12 protein-coding genes are annotated in these 18,453 nt (G+C 33.0%); 4 read left to right on the forward strand and 8 right to left on the reverse strand.

The window, feature by feature from the left end; all coding sequences use genetic code 11:
• Positions 1-317: 317 nt before the first annotated feature.
• Positions 318-1,070 (forward strand): HTH-type transcriptional regulator SarS, encoded by a 753-nt coding sequence (gene sarS, locus IDG65_RS09045; protein ID WP_000876756.1) that lies wholly within the window; start codon positions 318-320, stop codon positions 1,068-1,070.
• A gap of 420 nt (positions 1,071-1,490) precedes the next feature.
• The gene (gene spa / locus IDG65_RS09050; protein ID WP_206174073.1) at positions 1,491-3,041 is read left to right on the forward strand and encodes a staphylococcal protein A; all 1,551 of its coding nucleotides are present in this window, start codon (positions 1,491-1,493) and stop codon (positions 3,039-3,041) included.
• 328 nt (positions 3,042-3,369) lie between these two features.
• On the opposite strand, the gene IDG65_RS09055 is transcribed toward spa, so the two are convergent.
• Both IDG65_RS09055 and IDG65_RS09060 read right to left on the reverse strand, forming a co-directional pair.
• Positions 3,370-4,962, reverse strand: a complete 1,593-nt coding sequence (locus tag IDG65_RS09055) for an L-lactate permease (protein WP_000173894.1) — start codon at positions 4,960-4,962, stop codon at positions 3,370-3,372.
• A 261-nt stretch (positions 4,963-5,223) separates the two neighbouring features.
• Complete coding sequence (locus tag IDG65_RS09060) at positions 5,224-5,697, reverse strand: DUF1648 domain-containing protein (protein ID WP_000036335.1); 474 nt, start codon at positions 5,695-5,697, stop codon at positions 5,224-5,226.
• 350 nt (positions 5,698-6,047) lie between these two features.
• On the opposite strand from IDG65_RS09060, the gene IDG65_RS09065 reads away from it, so the two are divergent.
• Together IDG65_RS09065 and IDG65_RS09070 are read left to right on the forward strand one after the other, a co-directional pair.
• A complete protein-coding gene (locus IDG65_RS09065; protein WP_001670226.1) occupies positions 6,048-7,823 on the forward strand; it encodes an oleate hydratase in 1,776 nt (591 codons plus the stop codon).
• A 326-nt stretch (positions 7,824-8,149) separates the two neighbouring features.
• The gene (locus IDG65_RS09070) at positions 8,150-9,811 is read left to right on the forward strand and encodes a Na/Pi cotransporter family protein (protein WP_001791319.1); all 1,662 of its coding nucleotides are present in this window, start codon (positions 8,150-8,152) and stop codon (positions 9,809-9,811) included.
• A 486-nt stretch (positions 9,812-10,297) separates the two neighbouring features.
• Here IDG65_RS09070 and norC read toward each other — a convergent pair whose 3' ends face one another.
• From norC to IDG65_RS09100, 6 genes are all read right to left on the reverse strand, one after another.
• Positions 10,298-11,686 carry a multidrug efflux MFS transporter NorC gene (gene norC / locus IDG65_RS09075; RefSeq protein WP_001006425.1) on the reverse strand — a complete coding sequence of 463 codons (1,389 nt, stop codon included), beginning with the start codon at positions 11,684-11,686 and terminating at the stop codon, positions 10,298-10,300.
• A 1-nt stretch (position 11,687) separates the two neighbouring features.
• Complete coding sequence (locus IDG65_RS09080; RefSeq protein WP_001075821.1) at positions 11,688-12,866, reverse strand: M20 family metallopeptidase; 1,179 nt, start codon at positions 12,864-12,866, stop codon at positions 11,688-11,690.
• A gap of 150 nt (positions 12,867-13,016) precedes the next feature.
• Positions 13,017-15,254 (reverse strand): transcriptional regulator AryK, encoded by a 2,238-nt coding sequence (aryK, locus tag IDG65_RS09085; RefSeq protein ID WP_001188482.1) that lies wholly within the window; start codon positions 15,252-15,254, stop codon positions 13,017-13,019.
• Positions 15,255-15,351: 97 nt separating this feature from the next.
• A complete protein-coding gene (locus tag IDG65_RS09090) occupies positions 15,352-16,122 on the reverse strand; it encodes a tandem-type lipoprotein (protein WP_000977793.1) in 771 nt (256 codons plus the stop codon).
• A gap of 64 nt (positions 16,123-16,186) precedes the next feature.
• Positions 16,187-16,957, reverse strand: coding sequence for a tandem-type lipoprotein (locus tag IDG65_RS09095; protein WP_000977806.1), 771 nt, complete (start codon positions 16,955-16,957; stop codon positions 16,187-16,189).
• A gap of 219 nt (positions 16,958-17,176) precedes the next feature.
• Complete coding sequence (locus tag IDG65_RS09100; protein WP_000710558.1) at positions 17,177-18,163, reverse strand: phosphatidylinositol-specific phospholipase C; 987 nt, start codon at positions 18,161-18,163, stop codon at positions 17,177-17,179.
• Positions 18,164-18,453 lie beyond the last annotated feature (290 nt).

The following is an 18,453-nucleotide window of genomic DNA, read 5'->3' on the forward strand; positions in this document are numbered from 1 at the left end:
GTTAACTAACAGTTGCGAGGTTTTTTTATACATATAGTTGTTGTTAATGTTAACAAGCGTCGACTTTCTTAATTACATATTAATACTTTATATACAAATAACACCGACTCATATTCTATAATATCAATCAATATTCTTCGATTTTTCAAATATCGATAACTATTTCTTATTTAAATATAGTGTTTGATAATGTCATTTATTCAAAAACACAAATTTTAATAAAAATATCATATTATTTTTAATTGTAAATTATGGATTATTTTTCTTATTATATTGTGTTATATTAAAATAAAGTGCATATACAAGGAGATAAAACAATGAAATATAATAACCATGACAAAATTAGAGATTTTATAATCATTGAAGCATATATGTTTCGTTTTAAGAAAAAAGTCAAGCCTGAAGTCGATATGACTATAAAAGAATTTATATTACTGACTTATTTATTTCATCAGCAAGAAAACACACTTCCATTTAAGAAGATTGTTTCAGATTTATGTTATAAACAATCGGATTTAGTACAGCATATAAAAGTACTTGTGAAACATTCATATATTAGTAAAGTTCGAAGTAAAATTGATGAGCGTAATACTTACATTTCAATATCTGAAGAACAACGAGAGAAAATTGCAGAACGTGTTACATTGTTTGATCAAATCATTAAACAATTTAATCTTGCAGATCAAAGTGAATCACAGATGATACCAAAAGATAGTAAAGAATTTCTAAACTTGATGATGTATACAATGTATTTCAAGAATATTATCAAAAAGCATCTAACATTAAGTTTTGTAGAATTTACAATTCTAGCTATTATCACTTCTCAAAATAAAAACATCGTTCTTCTTAAAGATTTAATTGAAACAATCCACCATAAATACCCTCAAACTGTTAGAGCTCTCAATAATTTAAAAAAGCAAGGCTATCTAATAAAAGAACGCTCAACTGAAGATGAAAGAAAAATTTTAATTCATATGGATGACGCGCAGCAAGACCATGCTGAACAATTATTAGCTCAAGTGAATCAATTATTAGCAGATAAAGATCATTTACATCTTGTTTTTGAATAATATCTCTATTACGCAAGTGTGCTGTATTCTAAAGTACACTTGTGTTTTCTATTTTTTAATAAAACCTCAGCACATTATGAACAACTTTCTATTTTCTATATCTCTTAAAACCATTTCCGAAATTAAACCTCAGCACATTCAAAGCCCCACTTTATTCTTAAAAATATTTTTTAACTTATACGTATTAAACCGCTTTCATTATAAAAAATATCTCTATATTTTATCTGTTTTTATTAATCGAAATAGCGTGATTTTGCGGTTTTAAGCCTTTTACTTCCCGAATAAATCTTTGAGCAAAATATTTATTTTATAAGTTGTAAAACTTACATTTAAATTTAATTATAAATATAGATTTTAGTATTGCAATACATAATTCGTTATATTATGATGACTTTACAAATACATACAGGGGGTATTAATTTGAAAAAGAAAAACATTTATTCAATTCGTAAACTAGGTGTAGGTATTGCATCTGTAACTTTAGGTACATTACTTATATCTGGTGGCGTAACACCTGCTGCAAATGCTGCGCAACACGATGAAGCTCAACAAAATGCTTTTTATCAAGTCTTAAATATGCCTAACTTAAATGCTGATCAACGCAATGGTTTTATCCAAAGCCTTAAAGATGATCCAAGCCAAAGTGCTAACGTTTTAGGTGAAGCTCAAAAACTTAATGACTCTCAAGCTCCAAAAGCTGATGCGCAACAAAATAACTTCAACAAAGATCAACAAAGCGCCTTCTATGAAATTTTGAACATGCCTAACTTAAACGAAGCGCAACGCAATGGTTTCATTCAAAGTCTTAAAGACGATCCAAGCCAAAGCACTAACGTTTTAGGTGAAGCTAAAAAATTAAACGAATCTCAAGCACCGAAAGCTGACAACAATTTCAACAAAAAACAACAAAATGCTTTCTATGAAATCTTGAACATGCCTAACTTGAACGAAGAACAACGCAATGGTTTCATCCAAAGCTTAAAAGATGACCCAAGTCAAAGTGCTAACCTATTGTCAGAAGCTAAAAAGTTAAATGAATCTCAAGCACCGAAAGCGGATAACAAATTCAACAAAGAACAACAAAATGCTTTCTATGAAATCTTACATTTACCTAACTTAAACGAAGAACAACGCAATGGTTTCATCCAAAGCCTAAAAGATGACCCAAGCCAAAGCGCTAACCTTTTAGCAGAAGCTAAAAAGCTAAATGATGCACAAGCACCAAAAGCTGACAACAAATTCAACAAAGAACAACAAAATGCTTTCTATGAAATTTTACATTTACCTAACTTAACTGAAGAACAACGTAACGGCTTCATCCAAAGCCTTAAAGACGATCCTTCAGTGAGCAAAGAAATTTTAGCAGAAGCTAAAAAGCTAAACGATGCTCAAGCACCAAAAGAGGAAGACAACAAAAAACCTGGTAAAGAAGACGGCAACAAACCTGGCAAAGAAGACAACAACAAACCTGGTAAAGAAGACGGCAACAAACCTGGCAAAGAAGACAACAAAAAGCCTGGCAAAGAAGACGGCAACAAGCCTGGTAAAGAAGATGGCAACAAACCTGGTGAAGAAGACGGCAACAAGCCTGGTAAAGAAGATGGCAACAAACCTGGTAAAGAAGACGGCAACAAACCTGGTAAAGAAGATGGTAACAAACCTGGCAAAGAAGACGGCAACGGGGTACATGTCGTTAAACCTGGTGATACAGTAAATGACATTGCAAAAGCAAACGGCACTACTGCTGACAAAATTGCTGCAGATAACAAATTAGCTGACAAAAACATAATCAAACCTGGTCAAGAACTTGTTGTTGATAAGAAGCAACCAGCAAACCATGCAGATGCTAACAAAGCTCAAGCATTACCAGAAACTGGTGAAGAAAATCCATTCATCGGTACAACTGTATTTGGTGGATTATCATTAGCGTTAGGTGCAGCGTTATTAGCTGGACGTCGTCGCGAACTATAAAAACAAACAATACACAACGATAGATATCATTTTATCCAAACCAATTTTAACTTATATACGTTGATTAACACATTCTTATTTGAAATGATAAGAATCATCTAAATGCACTAGCAACATCTTTTGTTGCTCAGTGCATTTTTTATTTTACTTACTTTTCTAAACAACTTCTGAAACGCCTCAACACTTTCTACTCTAATTACATATACGACATTTTTAGACATTAAAAAATCGAACTAGACAAGATGCTCAATGCATTTCGTACTAGTTCGATTCATGAATAATTAGATTTAAAATGTCATTTGAATCCAAGTGACAACATTATTTATATTTAGAATATTAACGTTAGTATAAACGTCCAAATACAAATAAAGGCAACAAATATAATACTGTATTTTAGCGTCATTTTTAATAATGCTGATTCTTCACCAACTTTTTTAACAGCTGCAGTCGCAATGGCAATTGATTGTGGTGAAATAAGTTTCGCTGCTACACCACCTGCAGTGTTAGCTGCCACAAGTAATGAACCGCTTGTTGAAATTTGTTGTGCCACTGTCGCTTGAATAGGTGCGAATAAAGTATTGTTATTTACAACTGAACCAGTCATAAACACACCAATCCAACCTAATACTGGAGAGAATAATGGGAAAATTGCTCCAGCTTTAGCAATACCTTGTCCAATTGCTACAGTCAAACCACCGTATGTCATAACTTTAGCAATAGCTAGGATAGCTGAAATTGTAAGGATCGGTAACCATAATTCTTTAATTGCTTCGACCAATAAAGCACCTGCACTTTTCCATTTTAACTTCGTAATTAAAATTGTAATAATTACTGTTAATAAAATCGCTGTCCCAGTTGCACCAATTAAATCGAGACGCAACGCAATTCCTTTAGGCGATAAATCACTCACAGTATTTGGAATTGGCATTTTTAATACTAAACTTTCAAGCGCACCTCCAGGTTGGAATAATTTTTTAAAGAATGGTGCACTCCATACTAATACAAAGGCAGTTAAAATTACGAACGGACTCCAAGCAAAGACAATTTCTTTAGGCGTTCGTTTTTGAATTTTATGTTCAGACGCTTCCAATCTGAAAATGTTTTTCGGTTTAAATTTACGACAAACAAATGCTAACACCACCATTGTTGCTAGTGATGGAATAATGTCTGCTAGTTCTGGACCATGGAATATTGTTAATAATAATTGTAATCCAGTATATGTACCACTCACTGTTAAAATGACAGGTAAAATTTCTTTAATACCTTTCATACCATCTACAATGAATACTAAAACAAATGGAATAATAAAGTTTAAAATTGGAAGTGTTAATGCTGAGTATCTCGCAACATCTAATGTTGTAACGCCTCCACTTAAGTTAAACGTATCAATAATACTAACTGGTAAACCAATTGCACCAAAGGCACCCGCCGCACCATTAGCAATTAAACATAACATCGCTGCTTTTAATGGTTCAAATCCAAGTTGAATTAATAATACTGCACAAATCGCAATTGGCACACCAAATCCTGCTGCACCTTCTAAAAATGCGTTGAAACAAAATCCAATTAATAATAGTTGGATTCTTTGGTCCTCTGAAATACTAGCAATACTATCTTGAATAATAGAAAATTGTCCTGTTTTAATAGAAACTTTATATAACCAAACTGCCATTAAAACGATATATCCTATTGGAAAAATACCGGCAACAACGCCTTCTGTAATCGCACCTGCTGATACACGCGCTGGTAATTCAAATACAAATAAAGCCACAATCAATGTAACAACCAAAGTTGTCAATGCTGCATAAATGCCTTTCATTTTAAAAACGGTTAAGCATAATAAAAATAAAATAATAGGTACTGCTGCAACTAAGGCTGATAATCCAACATTATCGAATGGATTTACAGTAAGTAGTGTCATAATGACTCCCTCTCTTTATATAAAATATTTATCATTCTGATTAATCTACAACCTATTTCAACTTATATTTTGCGATGATCACATATTTAAAATGTAACACTCCTATATGTGACAGGCAATCGAATTTTTACAAAAAGTTCACAAAATATACACAATATTTAACTATAATAAATAATATATCATTTTAATTATAAATACTAGATATTATTTATAATAATTTCAGGAATCCGCTTCAAAACTGCATCATGACAGTTTATATTTTTATTGAGAATCTCTCATTTTATGAATTGTAGGAAGTAAACAAAATATGACAAGCGTCAAACCAATGATAATGATAAATATCATATTAAACCATAGTAAATTGAATTGATGATGGTGTTGTATTTGCCAAATTTCTAATACTGTGAAGATAGACATATAGCTCATAATCTCTAAATTTAACGTACTTAAAAATAATTTAATCGCTCGAATTTCACGTGGTGTATGATTATAATGTGACCATTTGGCAAATCGTTCATAGTATCTACCTGCAATGAAAAATATAAGCCAAATCACTATAAATGCACTATTAATCAAAAGCAGTACCCATTTATCAGCAAAGTTATCAGCATCCCCTGCTAAATTATAATGAATAGGCACTTTGGTTGGTAATTTTGGATAGGTCACTACTGTATAGCACGTCATAGCTAAGTAAATAAGTAGACTTAATATTGTAAAAGACCTGATTTTAGACATTCTATCGCCTCTTTCTTTACATTTTATGTATAACACTCTGCCTATTTTACCTTTTAATTACATTACCCCAAACGATTAAACAATATGTAATGATACTATAATTGCGTCAGGAGTATCCGCTTGTTAAATGTGCATAGCTTATATTTAGCTGTTTAACATGCCACATAATGATTCGAATTATTCCAAGTCCCGCACCTCAGAATCCAAAAACATTCGAGTGATAAAATTTTTAAAATCAAAAATATAAAAATGATCTAATTTCGTCAAATTTACCAATATAAATACTAATATTTGCAATTCACAAAGGGGTATAGTCTGAGTGTATTCTAATACGAAAGGACTTGGTGGATATGTATTACAGTTATGGAAATTATGAAGCATTTGCGCGCCCTAAAAAACCTGAAAATGTAGAAAACAAATCTGCTTATTTAATCGGGTCTGGGTTAGCTTCACTTGCGGCAGCTTGTTTCTTAATTAGGGATGGTCAAATGGAAGGTTCGAAGATTCATATTTTAGAAGAGTTACCTAAAGCAGGTGGTAGTCTTGATGGTGAAAATATGCCTTTAAAAGGCTATGTTGTCCGAGGTGGTCGTGAAATGGAGAACCACTTTGAATGTTTGTGGGACTTATTCAGATCTATCCCTTCATTAGAAATCGATAACGCGTCTGTATTAGATGAGTTCTATTGGCTAAACAAAGAAGACCCTAACTATTCTCGCTGTCGAGTTATTGAAAAACAGGGTCAACGTTTAGTTACCGATGGAGACTTCACTTTGACCAAAAAAGCGATTAAAGAAATTTTAGATTTATGCTTAACGAATGAAGAAGATTTAGATGATGTCAAAATAACAGATGTATTTTCCGATGACTTCTTTAATTCAAACTTTTGGATTTACTGGAAAACGATGTTTGCATTTGAACCGTGGCATTCTGCAATGGAAATGCGTCGCTATCTAATGCGATTCGTTCATCATATTGGTGGTCTCGCAGACTTTTCAGCTTTAAAATTCACTAAATATAATCAATATGAATCTTTAGTATTACCTATGGTTGAATATTTAAAATCGCATGGGGTTCAATTTGAATACGATGTAAAAGTAGAAGATATTAAAGTAGATGTTACGACAAGTCAAAAAATTGCCCGAGAAATATTAATTCACCGACATGGCAAAGCAGAGTCAATTAAACTGACTGTAGATGATCTTGTCTTTGTGACAAACGGTAGTATTACGGAAAGCTCTACGTATGGTGATAATGATACACCAGCACCACCAACTGACGAATTAGGTGGTAGTTGGACACTATGGAAAAATTTAGCGCGACAAAGTCCTGAATTTGGTAATCCTGATAAGTTTTGCCAAAATATTCCTCAAAAAAGTTGGTTTGTTTCTGCAACATCGACAACTAACAATAAAGATATTATCGATACAATAGAAAGCATTTGTAAACGTGATCCACTTGCAGGCAAAACGGTTACTGGTGGAATTATTACAATCAATGATTCTGCATGGCAAATCAGTTTTACAATCAATCGTCAGCAACAGTTTAAAGACCAACCTAAAAATGAAATATCTACATGGATTTATGCCTTATATTCAGATGTAAATGGCGATTATATTAAAAAGCCAATCACAGAATGTAGTGGTAATGAAATATGTCAAGAATGGCTGTATCACTTAGGTGTACCAACTGACAAAATTGAAGACTTAGCAAAACATGCATCTAATACGATTCCTGTTTATATGCCATATATTACCTCTTATTTCATGACGCGTGCTATCGGCGACAGACCTTTAGTCGTTCCGCATCAATCACAAAATTTAGCATTTATTGGTAACTTTGCAGAAACAGAGCGAGATACTGTATTTACAACAGAATATTCGGTTCGTACTGCCATGGAAGCTGTTTATCAATTACTAAATATAAATCGTGGTATTCCAGAGGTCATCAATAGTACATTTGATCTTCGTGTCTTAATGGATGCCATATACGAACTGAATGACCATCAAGATTTGCGCGAGATTACTAAAGATTCGAAAATGCAAAAACTCGCATTAGCAGGATTCCTTAAAAAGATAAAAGGTACGTACATTGAGACATTATTAAAAGAACACAAATTGTTATAACGAGGCACATTAAATAATTTTATTTGGTGATTTCGAATCATGAGACTGGGACAGAAATGATGTTTTCATAAAAATTATTTCGTTGTTCCACTCTCATGATTTTTTATTGCCAAAACATTGTCACATGATTGATTGCATCATTTTGTTAAACAAGTGATTGCAAACCTGCCATTTCACACTGAAAATTTACATAATAAGTGATGATATTTTACAAGTCATATACAAATAACATATATTGTTAAATAATTTTACCTAATCTTAACATTAAATTTACAATTATAAGCGATAATCTAAATATAAAGCTTATTTGAGGTGAAATAATGGAAATGTCGGTTACAGAAGTCATTTTCTCCTTTTTAGGTGGTTTAGGTATTTTCCTTTACGGCTTAAAAATCATGGGAGACGGGCTTCAAGCATCAGCAGGAGACAGGCTACGAGATATTTTAAACAAATTTACATCAAATCCAGTATTAGGTGTTATTGCAGGTATCGTTGTAACTATTTTAATACAAAGTAGTTCAGGTACGACAGTTATCACAATCGGACTGGTAACAGCTGGATTTATGACATTGAAACAAGCCATTGGAGTGATAATGGGTGCTAATATCGGAACAACGGTAACTGCATTTATTATCGGTATAGATTTAGGCGAATATGCAATGCCAATTTTAGCATTAGGTGCATTTTTAATCTTTTTCTTTAAGCGCTCTAAAATCAATAACATTGGCCGCATACTATTCGGTTTCGGTTCTCTATTCTTCGGTCTAGAATTTATGGGTGATGCCGTTAAACCTTTAGCATCATTAGATGGATTTAAGCAATTAATGCTTGATATGTCTACAAATCCAATACTTGCTGTCATTGTCGGCGCAGGGTTAACAGCACTAGTTCAAAGTTCAAGTGCGACGATTGGTATTTTACAAGAATTTTATCAACAAGATTTAATCAGCTTAAACGCAGCAATCCCTGTGTTACTAGGCGATAATATTGGTACAACGATTACAGCTATCTTAGCTAGTTTAGCCGGCTCAATCGCTGCAAAACGTGCGGCGCTTGTACACGTCATCTTTAACTTAATCGGGGTAATTATCTTCACAATTTTCTTGCCAGTTGTGATTCATTTGATTAGTTTGTTACAAGATGTATGGCACTTAAAACCAGCGATGACGATTGCAGTATCACATGGTATCTTCAACATAACAAATACTTTGATTCAATTACCATTTGTAGCAGGTTTAGCATGGATAGTTACAAAGCTTGTCCCAGGTAAAGATATTGCTGATGACTATAAACCTCAGCACTTAAACAAAGATCTTGTTTATCACGCACCTGGTGTTGCATTACAAGAAACTCAAAAAGAATTACAAAATGTTGGTCAGATTGTCTTATCAATGTTTGAAGACATTCGCGAAATTACAAAAGACGATAAAAAATTGATCAAAAAGCTTGAACAAAAGCACCAAGCTGTTGAAACAATCAATGATAGTATTCGAAATTATTTAGTTAGAATTTCTACAAAAGCCATTACGAAGGCAGACGTTGAGCGTTTAGCAGTTATGTTTGATGTCAATCGCTCTATTTTAAAAGTAGCAGAGCTAACAGAAGAGTATGTCGCTCAATTAAAACGCCAACATGATGAAGATATTCGCATTACAGAAGATGCACAACGCGGTATGGATAAATTATTCAACCATGTTGCCGAATCATTTGATAAAGCCATCGACATGTTAGATGTTTATGACAAAACGAAAAAAGATGAAATTGTAGAACGTAGTAGAGAATCATTTAATATTGAACATAAACTACGCAAAGGTCATATTAAACGCCTTAATCGTGGTGAATGTACAACAAAAGGCGGATTACTATATATCGACATGATTGGTGTTCTTGAACGTATCGGTTATCATTCACGAAATGTTTCTGAAGCACTTGTTGGCCTTAACGATGATGTACCTACAGATGAAGAAATTGCAACAACTGAAATTTAATTTTTACTGTCTTATTTATATTCATATTTTTTTAAAATTAGAGATTCAGATGCATGTAAAAAGCCAATCCAACATTCATGGGTTGGCTTTTTTGTTTAGCAAAATTTATTATCTTAAATCGGCTATAAACACTGATATAATGATGCTTCATTAGTATGCGGTAAGCATGACGGACACTGTTCTCGGAGTCTGACCTCGAATCATTTAATATACACTTTTACACGTCGCCTTCATTGAAGCGAATTGCCATAACCTTCACATTATATATATTTCTTTCCATATAAGTGTCAAAATTTTTAGAACAACGCAATAAATAACCATCCACCTAACTTATTAAAAGTTTAAGTGGATGGTTTTTCATTTATATTTATATTAGTGTTAATCCAATCATAGATTTATCTATATGCACTGCTCTATACATTTCCTCATTTAATTTGCTTTACTTTCATTTAAATTATTATCAAAACACTGGGCGTGTCATCGTTATTATTTCGCATCTTTGACACGTTTATCATCATTAGGAATCGCGAATAAAATTGCGATAAATGCCATGATCCCCATTAATACGTTAACCCAAAGTGCAATCATCGCACCTGTATGAATGCTCGTTGCAGCAACTGCACCGGCATATACTGCACCACTAATTGCGACACCGAATGCACCACCAAGTGATGAAGCCATTTTATAAATACCTGAAGCAACGCCAACTTTATCTAACGGTGCATTCGAAATAGCTGTATCTGTAGAAGGTGTTGCATAAATACCTAAGCCTAGTCCGAAACATAAATATCCTACGACACAACTGATAACATAAAATATGCCTGGTAAGAATACTAATGAAATAAGTGCAATACCAATGACCACAATGAATGTACCTAATAACATTGGTCGCTTAGAACCCATTTTTTGTAATAATTTTTCACCAACTCGAATCATCAATAACACCATAATTAAATAAGTGATTGATAAGTATCCTGCCTGCAATGCTGTATAACCTAAACCTTGTTGCACGAATGTATTCGCTACAATTAATGTACCTGCAACACCGTTTAATAAGAAGTTCGAAATCGTTGCACCTGTATATGGTTTATTTTCAAATAATTTAAAATCAATAAGCGGATTATCTACTTTTTTCTCAACTTTTAAGAAAATAAAGAATGCTACAATTACGATTGCAATCAAACCAAAGAACCATAATGATGTGTAACCAAGTGCTGCACCTTTAGTAATGACAACGTTTAAACTTAGCAACATAACTACTAGAACAATTAGCCCTGCAACGTCAAATTTATGTGTATTGGTAACTTCTGATTTCGTTTCAGGCGTCCCTTTGATGAGTAACATTGAAAGTACGGCAACGATAATTGAGAAGATGAAAATCCATCTCCAACCCATAGTTGTCGCAACTGCCCCACCGAAGAGTGAACAGATACCACTTCCACCCCAAGAACCGATAGACCAGTAGCTTAAGGCGCGCTGACGTTCAGCACCCTCATAATAAGTTTTCATAATGGCCAATGTGGAAGGCATAATACACGCTGCTGATACGCCTTGTATAATACGACCTAAAATTAACAATGCTGGTAAATTTGTAATAATAATTAATGCTGAACCAATAATACTTAATAATAAGCCGATATTTGTCATTTTCACGCGTCCAATTTTATCTGCTAGGCCGCCTGCTCCAACAACAAACATGCCTGAAAATAGTGCGGTTAGACTTACCGCAATACTAATTGTTCCCATGTCTGCACCAAAACTTTGTTGTAAATTTGGTACAACATTTACAAGTGATTGTGCAAACAACCAAAATGTAATAACACCTAATACAATACCTAAGATTAACTTGTTGCCCCCGCGATACGTTTCATTCATGTTAGTTATCTCCTTTAAGGTAATCTAAAACAACTGTCCCTACAGCTTCTGCCGAAATAAGTAATGATTTTTCTGAAATGTTAAATTTAGGATGATGATGTGGGTAAATTTCACCATCTTCCACCGCTGCACCTGTATAAATAAAGGCACTTGGACGTTCTTTAGCATAGTATGCAAAGTCTTCTGAAGGTGGTTGTGGTTCACATATTTCGACACCAAATTCAAGGTCTGCTTCTTTTAACGTCTTAGCCACGTACTCAGTAAACTCTGGATCATTATATAATGCAGGATAATCATCGTTATATTCTAAGGTGCAAGTTACACCATACATATCCTCTAAGCCTTTTGATAAACGGTTAATTTCTTTTTCAATTGTTGCTTTTGTAGCATCTGTTAATCCACGTACATCACCTTCAATTTCAACAACATCTTTAATGACATTGAATTGACCTTTACCGTCAAATGAACCGATTGTGACAACACCGGTTTCAAATGGACTTAGTCGTCTAGATACAACTGTTTGTAACGCTGTGACGAAGTAGCTACCTGCAACAATGGCATCATTGGCCATATGTGGTGATGAACCATGACCACCTTTACCTTGAACTTTCAATTTGAAGAATGCGCGTCCTGTTTGAACATAACCAGGTCTGTAATACACATTACCTGTTTTCATTGTGCTCATGACGTGTACACCTAATACATGATCAACACCGTCTAATGCACCATTTTCAATCATTGCTTTAGCACCACCTGGTGGTACTTCTTCAGCTGGTTGATGTATCACAACGACTTTTCCTGTAAAACTATCTTTCATTTCAGCAAGCGTCTCTGCTAATACAAGCATGTATGCTGTATGTGCATCGTGACCACATGCGTGCATAACACCTTTATTTTGTGATGCAAAAGATAATCCTGTATCTTCAGTAATAGGTAATGCATCAAAGTCTGCACGGATTGCTAATGTTTTACCAGGTTTCCCTGAATCAATCGTTACTTTAATTCCACGTGGTCCGACATTCGTTTCTACTTCCACATCTTTACCTTTGTAAAATTCAGCGATGTATTTCGCCGTTTCATCTTCATGAAAAGATAATTCTGGATGCTGATGTAAATAACGTCTGATCTCAATCATTTTGCCTTCTTTAGATTTTAAAGTTTCAATTAATTGTTGATTCATATCCTTCATCTCCTTAGTTACATCATAAATGATTAATCATTATTTATATTGACAACAACAGAGATGTTAACCATTAATTTTTTGCAATTTTAGCTTTGAATATAAAAAATCACAAATTATGTATATCAAAATTTGTGATTTGTGATCATTTTATGAACTTGGGTAACGTTTTACTTCAATTAAGTGAATCCCATTCGTAATCATTTTAATGTTTAATGCCAGTGTCTCCGTGATATCTATATCATATACTTCTAATTTCGGAAAACTCATTCGATTAACGTAATCTATAGAGTCCTTGTCCATGCCATGTATCGTATGATGTTTGCGCCAAAGATTAAATAACGCACCATTTTCTTTATCTAAGGTAAAATGTTTAATCTTATACATACCGTCTTCTAGGGCGTTAATGTTCAAATGGATCATTTCCGTTGCACGCATATTCATTTGATTGTCCAACGCTAAGTACGGATTAAAATGCTTTGCATCATATAACAATATTTGAAAATTTGAATCAGTCCCCGTGACAATACATGTATCATCAGAATACAAAATATTGCTTGTTAATTTATTAAATAGCAATGCCGTGAAATAGACCGGACGTTTTCCATTATATTGATGAAACAGTTCAATAGAATTCATATAATCCCGTTCATTTCTACAATGACTGACGTGCAAATCATAATTCAACCAATACCCGATACCCTCTACTTTAGAACTTAATTTTAATAATTGCTCAATGATGATACCACCTCTAAAATATTCGCCGTTTGTAATAAATGTATCACCCGTCAATGTATTCCAATTGAGTAAAATAAGTGGTCTCTTTAGGTTATGGCGATGCATTAAGTCGATAAGGTAATTCGTTTTATTAATAATTATTTGACTCGCGGTTTTAAATTCATCATCATTCATTTTATTAAAATCAACAGCATCATTTGAATTGGCATCAAATACAAAATGGTTGATGTGTGGCTCAAGTCGTTTCAACAATGGTAGATGTCTTTCCGTAGCTTGATCTAAGTGAATGTACAAGCCACCATTAGGGAATAACGCTTTAAAATAATCAATCATTTCAATCAAAGAAGTGTGCAATGTCGTCACATACAAGTTGAACTTCAAATCTTTTCTATGACTGACATGCAGGGCAACGTGATGGATAAATACTTTGAATGCATCGATATAATCACGTGAGTCATACTGATCCAAATGCATTGTCAAACTAAAGTTATGATCTAATAAAAAGTCTAAACACAAATCGATATCATAAAATATATTCGAAATCTCTGCATCATACGTGAATGGCGCATTGAGCTTTTTCATAATATATGGCATCACATCATATGCTAATACTTCATTGACATGAAAATCATGATGGCATGTAAGTAACTGTGATTGATACTGTGTATTGAGCAAATTCCTCAAATAGCCCACTTGAATAATATGATTAAATTGATTTAGTTGTTGATTAGTTGGTTTAAAGGCAATCTCTTTATAGTTCATCTTTTCAATATCTTCAATGAAATGATTCATTTCTTCAATGTAGTCATTTAAAAGTAATATCAATTCACGGTCGTGATAATTATGTTGTGCCGATTGTTGATTTTCAGTGATTGCCGGACGATCACCTCGATATTGTTTAGGCGTTTGATGCGTAAAGTGTTTAAATGTTCTCGCAAAGCTCGCTGCACTTGAAAAGCCATTTTGCAATGCAATATCAGTAATCGTTTCATCTGTGTATGTCAAATCGAGTTTCGCATGCTCAATTCGCGTCGTATTTAAGAAATGCTGGAATCCTACACCTAGCGATTCTGCAAACTTTTTAGACAGATGGCTCTCTGACCACCCAACATATTCGCTTAATTCCGAAAGGCTTAAGTCTTCATGAAAATGTAACTCGATATAGTCGCATACTTGATTCACTTTATCATCATTTAAGATACTTTGGTTCGAATGATATGTACGCGGGACATAATGAATCATATGCATAAGCAACTGAATCACAAGTTGTTGCTCAGTCAATTTAGACAACTCATTATGTCGAATATGTGTTGAAACCAGTCTTGCCATTATATTTCTCAGTTGATGTATATTTTTGGTTGTGGTCGCATCTGTTAAGTGAAAATATAGACAATGCACATCATCAAACTTGTCTGCTAAATATTTCATTTGGAATTGGATATAACATATGATGCCATCTTGTTGAAGTTGAAATCGATACAAGTCGCGGTGGTTAATGATGAAAATGTCGCCACTGTTGCATTGCGTCATATTATTTTCATCATAAATGTGCGCCTCACCTTTAATAACAAAACCAATCATTAAACCATTGAGCCTTTTGAAATCTGACATACTCTCAGTTTCTACTCGAATTAAATAATCACGTTGCATACTATCCCTCAATTCAGTAATATGAATACGTTTATTTTACATTATTTTACAGCAACATATTTGAATTTCATATTGAATCGTGTGGGAGGCAGTGAGGTTATTTATCCTCACTTGGGTTAAATTGTAGCCCATCACTAAAATATATATTTTCTCCCTTTTTCTCTACGAAAGTAAATTCAATTTTTTTGTATCCGACTGATGAACCTTTTAAATTTCCAGAGCCTTTCAACAATAACTTTGGTGCTTTATTCGTCGGTATATCATATCTTTTCCGTAATTGCTTTACGTTATAATCATTATTAGTTAATTGATATTTAGCTGAATAAATCGGCGCTTCTGGATTATATGAAATGTCTCCATCTTTGTACTTCGACAAATCTTTAAAGTTGCCATATTGCGCGAAGAACTTAAAGTTTTCGATTTCTTTTTTTATGTTTTCGTCTTTGATACCTTTAGTTGGAATGATTTTATTGTCTACCATTTTAACGGGATATTCTTTATCTTTACTCTTAGGTCTACCATCTTCATCATGAAGTGTTTCACTCACTATATACTTCCCGGTTGTAGTCTTAGTGTTTCTATTCATATATAGAACCATACCTTTTGATTTCATACGTTCCCCTTTAGGTTGAACAACCATTTCAGAATTAATAATCCATGTGCCTTTATCATTTTTATCAAACTGATCATCACGATAGCCTTCTTTATCGTATAAATCCTCTAGATTTTTAATTGGATACATACTCAATGTCTTTTCAAAACTTTTCTTTATTTCCGCTTCTTTACCTATGCCACAACCAGCAGTAATACTAATGACTAAAAATAAGAAACTAATACCTAACACTAATTTATTTAAACGTTTCATCACCTTACAACTCTCTTCTTTTTATTTTGTTTCCTTGAATCGATTTCATACTCTTTATTAGTCACGATTATTCATCCTCACTCGGTTTAAAATGTAGGTTAGCTGTAAAGTAAGTGTTTTCTCCTTTTTTCTCTACGAAAGTAAATTCAATTTTTTTGTAGCCAACTGATGAACCATCTAAATTTCCTGAACCTTTCAATAATAACTCCGGCGCTTTATTCGTTGGTATATTATATCTTTTACGTAATTGCTTTACATTATAATCATCATTAGTTAATTGATATTTGGCTGAATAACTCGGCACCTCTGGATTATATGAAATATCTCCATCTTTGTACTTCGATAAATCTTTAAAGTTGCCATACTGCGCGAAAAACTTAAAGTTTTCTATTTCTTTTTTTATTTTTTCATCTTTGATATCTTTAGTTGGAATGATTTTATTGTCAATCATTTTAACGGGATATTCTATTTGATTATCCAGAGGTCTGCCATTTTCATCCTTCTTTATCGCATTAACATAGTAAAATCCTTTTGCACTTCTTGCATTTCTATTTAACTTCAAAACCATACCTTTTATATTTAAGGCTTCTCCCTTTTTCTGAATTGCCATTTCAGAACTAATAGTCCATGTTCCTTTATCATTTTTATCAAATTCGTCATCACGATAGCCTTCTTTATCGTATAAATCCTCTAGATTTTTAATCGGATACATACTCAACGTTTTTTCAAAACTTTTCTTAATTTCCGCTTCTTTACCCATGCCACAACCAGCAGTGATACTAATGACTAAAAACAGAAGACTAATACCAAGCACTAATTTGTTTAATCGTTTCATCATCTTACAACTCTCTTCTTTTAAAATGATTTACTTTTGCAAATTACACATTAATTTCAATTTATAACACTTTTTCACTTTAATATTATCAAAAATTCCATAAACAATCTGTTCAATTTATAATATTGTTGAATTATTACTTATTTTCAAAATAAAAACGAGTAGTGAAAATAATTAGAATCTAACTATTTTCATACTCGTCTTAATATCATTATTGAATCCTTATTTATTACTATCTATAATTTCGCTTACGATATCATCATATCCAGACCACGTATATCCTGCATAGTCAACAATCAGCCAACCCGTTCTAGCTTTCCCATTTGCTTTAATCGTTTTTGCAATTTCAGGATTTATATGTGATGCATAGTTATAAGTACTATTAAATGCGCTGCCTCCAGACGCTACACTCAAGAAATTCACATATACATTGTCTTTGTTACTATCCGTTTTAGCTTTAGCCAATAAATTTTTAACAGCTTCAACTTTTTTATCATAGTAATCTTTATACTCATCTTGTACTTTTAAATTTAAGCTACCATTATTAATTTTCGTTTCAAATGTCGCATTGTCTGCCCATTGAATGCCAGACGTGTCAGCACCATAACCACTCTTTATGTATGTACCACCCATTCTATTGAATAGGACAATTTTACCTTTTGTCTCTTTTAAAGTAGGATTCGCGTTACTTCCTGTGTAAAAAAGATTCTGATATTGTGGGTTATTATAATAATATTCTCTAAAAATCTCTTCAAATGTCTTCGTAACTTTAGAATCGCTATCGTAGTCCTTTTTCATAGACATCACAATTGTTTCGTTTGGATAAGCACTCAAGTAATATTTAGCATCATCTAAAAATTTCCCTAGTTCATGATGCAGATAAACCATGCCGTGATGAACTGAAATCATATTATCAGCACTTGCTCTGCCTCTAATATCAAAAAACCTGACTCCTGACTTCATTTGGGTAAGGTAATCTTTATCTTGAGTCTTTGCCCAAACTGATTTTACTGGATCAGTTAAAGTGAATGAGCCACTATCATGTGAACCCGGTATATTAATCTCAGTTAAATGTTTTCCATCATCAAGTTTACTCATCCAATTTTCCGGACTTTTACTCAACGAATCTGACGCATGTGCTGAATGATATAAACCACTCATCACTACTAAAATGATACTTAAAAACAAAGTCTTAATACACTTTTTCATAATATCAACTTCTTTCTATATTTAATACATTAATTATACATCTTTTTTAAATAAAAATATGTGTAAAATTTTAAAACTTATTTAAACAATATTTAAGTGTATTAATTATAGAAATTATTGACATATGATTAAAAACCCTTAGGATAGTGCTTTACATATATAAGTTGTCAATAGCGGTTTAAAAATGCTGTTTTATGGCGGTTTGAAAATGTCGTTTTTTAGCGGTTTAAGATTGTCGTATATTTAATGATTTTTCGGTTTTATAATCTTTTAATCGATATGATTCTCCA

Origin of the sequence: Staphylococcus sp. EG-SA-17 (assembly GCF_017151845.1) — a bacterium.
GTDB classification, from domain to species: Bacteria; Bacillota; Bacilli; order Staphylococcales; family Staphylococcaceae; genus Staphylococcus; species Staphylococcus aureus.